Consider the following 4,831-nt stretch of genomic DNA (forward strand, 5'->3'; position numbering starts at 1 on the left):
CGACCCCGAGCCGGTCGAGGACGACGCGGAGGTCGTCGACGCGGGCGGCGCCGACGCCGAGTCGGGCGCCCAGACCGAGTACGTCGACCAGCAGGCCGACTCGCAGCCCGAGCCCGCGCCCGAGACGGACCGCGGGCGCGGCGAGTGGCCGGACGCCGACGGCGAGGACGAGGGGTTCGACGCCACCGAGTCCGTCGACGCGGACGCGGAAGTGAGCGCCACCGAGACCGACGAGTCGACCTTCGAGTTCGGCGACGAGGAGGCCGTCGAGGCCGACACCGGGTTCACGAGCGCGGGGCCGCTGGAGACCGACGAGACCGCCGACGAGCTCGACTTCGCGCTGTACTGTCCGGAGTGTGGCTTCGAGCGGTACGCCGCGGGCTCCAGCCTGCGCGCCGGCGACATCTGTCCGGAGTGCCAGCGCGGCTATCTGGCCGAAGACCGGTGACGAAGCCGTTAAACCCCTCGCTGTCTTTCTCGCGTTCATGAAGGAGTACAAGATGCGACGCGGCGAGTACCTCGAAGAGCGGATGCCGGACCTCCGGGCCGAAATCGAGGACTACTTCGGCGAGGTCTCCGGCACCGAGGAGTACAAGGGGAGCGACCTCTACGTCGTCGAGGACCCCGACAACCCGGTCTTCGAGCGCATCACCGCGGGCGCCGTCGAGTACTCGGGGAAGAAGGACAAGCTCGCGGTCGACTTCGAGGAGCGCCCCGCCGAGGAAGTCATCGCGGACGGCGACGCCGAGGCCGCCGCCGACGCCGTGGACGCGAAAAACGACTTCCTGCTCGAGGCCACGGGCCGCGACGCGAAGTCCCGCCGCGACTCGATGAAGCGCGCCGTCGAGGACGACCCCGACGCGCCCGACGACGTCGCGTAACTCGGCCGCTACTTCTGCGAGAACTCAGCGCCGGTTGAGCTTCGTGCGGCTGATGGCGAGCCCGTTCGGCACGACGATGAGCTGGTCGTCGCCCTTCTGGACGATGTCGCCGCCGACCTCCTGGGCGACCTGCCGGAGTTCGTCGACGACGTGTTCGACCGTGCGGTCCTCCGTGCGGAGTCGCGTGATGTCCGCGATGACGACGTCGCCGTCGTAGACGGCGTCCTTGATGGCGATGACGTCCTCTTGCCCGTCGATTTCGGCGATGTGGACGGTGACGCTCGCCTCGCCGCCCTCGGTGTCGAAGTCGTCGACGTCCAGTTCCACGTAATCCTCGGTGGAACTACCGCTCCCGCCGAGAATCTTGTCCATGAAGCCCATGGCGAAAAGAGGGGGCCGCCGCGGGCATAGTTCTTGCGTCAGACGCCTCGCCTAGTCGGCGTTCGCGAGCGGCTCGACGTCCTCGGCCCACGCCTCGTAGCCGCCGTCCATGCTCGCGACCGCGTCGGCGTTCCCGTACTCCTCGACGAGGCGCGCGGCCTGCACGGACGTCTGGCCGACGTAACAGTAGACGACGACCTCCTCGCTCCAGTCGCGCTCGGCGACCACGTCCTCGAGCTCGTCGACGGTGAGGTGTTCGGCGCCCGGGACGTGGCCGTCCTCGTAGGCGTCGCCCTCGCGGATGTCCACGAGGTCGAAGTCGTCGTCGCCGGCGTCGATGCGCTCGCGGACCGCCTCCGGGTCGACGGTGTCGACGTCCCCGCTCATTGTTTCTCGAGGTAGATGCGGTAGACGCCGTCGCCGCTGCGCCAGACGCGGGCGTCGGCGTCGTCGCCGACGGCGCGCGGGACGTTCTCCGTGCAGGGCACGTGGTCGGTCTCCTGGACGAGGAGGTCGCCCTCGTCGAGGTCCTGCAGGCCCTTCTTCGCCTCGACCTGCGGGTACGGGCAGACCTCGCCCATCATGTCCTGTACCTCGTCGGCTTCCTCGAACAGCGATTCGGCTTCGTCGTCGGACAGTTCGTCGGGCGCGTCGGTGACGTCGTCGATGGATGGCATGAGTGTGTAAGTGTGTTCGCTGGTGGTTGTTCGGTGGTTCAGATCGCGCAGCCGACTTCGCGGTAGATCCAGTGGGTCATCGCGTAGACGCCGAGCACGATGCCGGCGGCCGCGACGAAGGAGTGGACCGACAGCTCCGCGATGCCGGAGTAGATGTTCCCGATGTTGCAGCCGGGCGCGAGCCGGGAGCCGGCGCCCATCATGAAGCCGCCGACGACGGCGTTCGGGAGCCGCCGGCGCTTCGGGACGCGCAGCGAGAAGTCCCCGCTCCACGCGGCGGCGAGGCCGGCGCCGACGATGACGAACCCGATCATCACCATGTCGGTGGTGACGCCGACGCCCGCGCCGCGGAAGAGGATGGCGCCCCAGTACTCGAAGCTCCCCGCGTCGACGCCGACCTGCTGGAGCAGGTAGCCCGTCCAGCGCGCCTCCGGGCCGGTGACGCCGACGATGGAGACCTGCGTGAACCAGAGGACGGCGACCGCGGTGATGCCGAGCGCGGCGGTCCGCGGGTCCCACGGCCGCTTGCTGGACGCGAGCGGCGTCCGCCACGCGTCGACGAGCCCGCGGAAGTACCGGCGGGTGCCGCGGGCGAACTGCCGGGCGCGACGACCGGCGCGAGCAGCACGGACGGCTGGGCGGACGCGACGGTCGCGCGCTCCTCGGGGTCGCCCTTCGTCGCGCCGCGGCCGACGAGCGTGGCGTACACGAGCGTGACGCCGGCGGCGACGAGCAGCGCGAGCAGCCCCGCGGGAACCGGCGAGATGGTGAAGAGGCTGACGCCCTCGCCGAACTGGAGCGGCCCGAAGTACGTGCTCTGGAGGGTCGGGAACGCGACGGTGAACGCCGCGTAGCCGACGCCCATGAACACGAGCGTGAGCCAGAACTGGAGGTAGCCCTCGCCGGCGCGGTAGAGCGTGCCGCTCGCACAGCCGCCGGCGTACGTCATGCCGACGCCGAAGATGAACCCGCCGACGAGGCCGGTCAGCCCCCACGCGGGCGTCCACAGCCCCTGGTAGTAGCCGAGTTGGTACGCGATGCCCCAGAACACCATCGTGATGAGGGTCGCCGCGAGCACGCCCTTCGTCACCCGGGAGTCCTTGTACGCGAAGAAGTCCCGGAAGGCGTTCACGAAGCAGAACCGGCCCTTCTGGAGGAACACCCCGAGGCCGAGCCGACGACCGCTGCGACGAGCAGACTGTTCACTGTGTCTCACGTCCAGGCGCTCGAGCCAGTTAACGGGCGCCGAATCGGGAATCCCTGCCCGGGTGCGCGACGCCGCGAGACGGCCGAAGCGCTCGCCGTCAGGCGCTGCCGTCCGCGATTCGGGTGTTCGCGTCGCGTGGCCGCGACACAGACGGCGGCAAGTACCACGCCTTCCGGAGCGTCCCGGCGGCGAGCGCGCCGGAGGACGGAGCTTATTTCGCCGGCGGGCGTGGGTCCGGGCGTGACCTTCAGCATCTGCGTCCGGGAACCCTACGAGGACGCGGGCGACCAGCAGTACCGCTTCGGCGTCGCGGTCACCACCCGGCTGCCCGCGGTGGGCGTCCCCTGCCCGCACGTCAACGAGTACGGCGCGGTCGCCACGCAGAGTCTCACGAACGAGCGCCTCGGGTCGAAGGGCGTCGAATACCTCGCGGACGGCCTCGGGGTCGAGGACGCCCTGCAGGGCCTGTTGAACGCCGACGACGGCAGCCCCAGCCGCCAGCTCCACGGCGTCGGGCGGGACGGCGAGTTCGCGTTCTCTGGCGAGGAGTGCAACGGCTGGTTCGGGCACGCGATTGGCGACAACTACACCGTCGCCGGCAACCTCCTCACCGGGGAGGCGGTCGTCGCGCGCACCGCCGCGAAGTACGAGGAGGTCGCGTTCGGCGACGAGCCGCTCGCGAAGCGCCTCGTGGACGCGCTCGGCGCGGGGCAGGCCGCGGGCGGTGACAAGCGCGAGGACCTCACGGTTCAGAGCGCGGCCGTGAAGGTCGTCGACACCGGGGCCGACGACCAGCCGTACTACGACGACCTCCGCGTGGACGCCAGCGAGGACCCGGTCGTCGACCTCCGGGAGACCTACCGGCTCGCGAAACAGGGGTACGAGGACGCGCTCGAGCGGTACGAGGACTAGACCGTGAACTCGTAGAGCTCGTCGCCGACGTGGTGGAGGTTCTCGACGACCTTCCCGGAGTCGCCGACCATGTCGTCGCCGCTCGTGAGCGCGCGGCCGACCGCCAGCGCCTTCCCGTGGCTCTCCTCCTCGACGACCACGAGGTCGCCGGCTTCGATCTCCGCGTCCGCCTCGGTGATGCCGGGGCGCATGATGTCCGCGCCGTCGCTGACGAACGAGATGGCGCCCGCGTCGACCGTGACGACCCCCGTCGACGGGTCGGTCTCGTTGGCGCCCTGCACGGTGACGAACGGCTCCCCCTCGGGGTACCAGACGAGCGGGTCGCCGTCGACGAGCACGACGTCGAAGTCCTCGTCGGCGATCTCCACGAGTTCGTACGAGTCGGCGTCCAGTTCGACGCCCAGCCCCTCCCGGAGCGCGTCGGCGATTTCCCGCACGGCGTCGCTCCGCAGGTGGTGGCGAGAGGACACTTCCATACCGTGGGTTCGGGCGGCTCCACGCTTAAAACCGCCGCTCCTCCCCGGGGCCGCCGGGCAAATCGCTAAGTGTGGGGGCGCCTAACACCCGCACATGCTGGGGTCCGGGGACGACGCCGTCTCCTGTATCGCCTGCGGGACCGACGTCCCGCGCGAGGACGCCCGCGAGTACGACAAGCACGGCGACCGCTGGGACCGCGACGGCAAGCGCTTCGAGTACCTCTGCAAGCCGTGTTTCCGGGAGCTCGCCAAGCAGCCCCGGCGCGGCCTCGAAGCCAGCCTCGAAGCCGCGGGCGC

At 70.4% G+C, this 4,831-nt stretch carries 7 protein-coding genes and 2 pseudogenes; 4 read left to right on the top strand and 5 right to left on the bottom strand.

Annotated features, from left to right (window positions below; all coding sequences use genetic code 11):
- Window positions 1-448 (top strand): annotated as a pseudogene (locus tag GJ634_RS15665) (hypothetical protein); the annotation flags it as partial.
- A gap of 37 nt (window positions 449-485) precedes the next feature.
- Window positions 486-881, top strand: a complete 396-nt coding sequence (locus tag GJ634_RS14085) for a DUF5611 family protein (protein ID WP_157503497.1) — start codon at window positions 486-488, stop codon at window positions 879-881.
- 24 nt (window positions 882-905) lie between these two features.
- Here the strand turns inward: GJ634_RS14085 and sepF are convergent, their stop codons facing one another.
- The 4 genes and pseudogenes from sepF to GJ634_RS17030 form a co-directional block, all read right to left on the bottom strand.
- Complete coding sequence (gene sepF / locus GJ634_RS14090; RefSeq protein WP_157503498.1) at window positions 906-1,262, bottom strand: cell division protein SepF; 357 nt, start codon at window positions 1,260-1,262, stop codon at window positions 906-908.
- A gap of 51 nt (window positions 1,263-1,313) precedes the next feature.
- Window positions 1,314-1,649: a rhodanese-like domain-containing protein gene (locus GJ634_RS14095; protein ID WP_157503499.1), complete on the bottom strand. Its 336-nt coding sequence runs from the start codon at window positions 1,647-1,649 to the stop codon at window positions 1,314-1,316.
- Window positions 1,646-1,939: a sulfurtransferase TusA family protein gene (locus tag GJ634_RS14100; RefSeq protein ID WP_157503500.1), complete on the bottom strand. Its 294-nt coding sequence runs from the start codon at window positions 1,937-1,939 to the stop codon at window positions 1,646-1,648. Before GJ634_RS14100 ends, GJ634_RS14095 begins: the two co-directional genes overlap by 4 nt.
- A 38-nt stretch (window positions 1,940-1,977) precedes the next feature.
- Window positions 1,978-3,145 (bottom strand): annotated as a pseudogene (locus GJ634_RS17030) (YeeE/YedE family protein).
- A gap of 241 nt (window positions 3,146-3,386) precedes the next feature.
- Between GJ634_RS17030 and GJ634_RS14110 the strand changes: the two are divergent.
- Window positions 3,387-4,058, top strand: a complete 672-nt coding sequence (locus tag GJ634_RS14110) for a DUF1028 domain-containing protein (RefSeq protein WP_331714192.1) — start codon at window positions 3,387-3,389, stop codon at window positions 4,056-4,058.
- Here the strand turns inward: GJ634_RS14110 and GJ634_RS14115 are convergent.
- Window positions 4,055-4,534 (bottom strand): RNA-binding protein, encoded by a 480-nt coding sequence (locus GJ634_RS14115; RefSeq protein WP_157503501.1) that lies wholly within the window; start codon window positions 4,532-4,534, stop codon window positions 4,055-4,057. The genes GJ634_RS14110 and GJ634_RS14115 overlap by 4 nt on opposite strands.
- A 94-nt stretch (window positions 4,535-4,628) precedes the next feature.
- On the opposite strand from GJ634_RS14115, the gene GJ634_RS14120 reads away from it, so the two are divergent.
- Window positions 4,629-4,831, top strand: a 203-nt coding sequence (locus GJ634_RS14120) for a hypothetical protein (RefSeq protein ID WP_157503502.1), incomplete at its 3' end; no start/stop codon positions are given.

This window comes from Halobacterium sp. CBA1126, assembly GCF_009741975.1.
Taxonomy (GTDB): Archaea; Halobacteriota; Halobacteria; order Halobacteriales; family Halobacteriaceae; genus Halobacterium.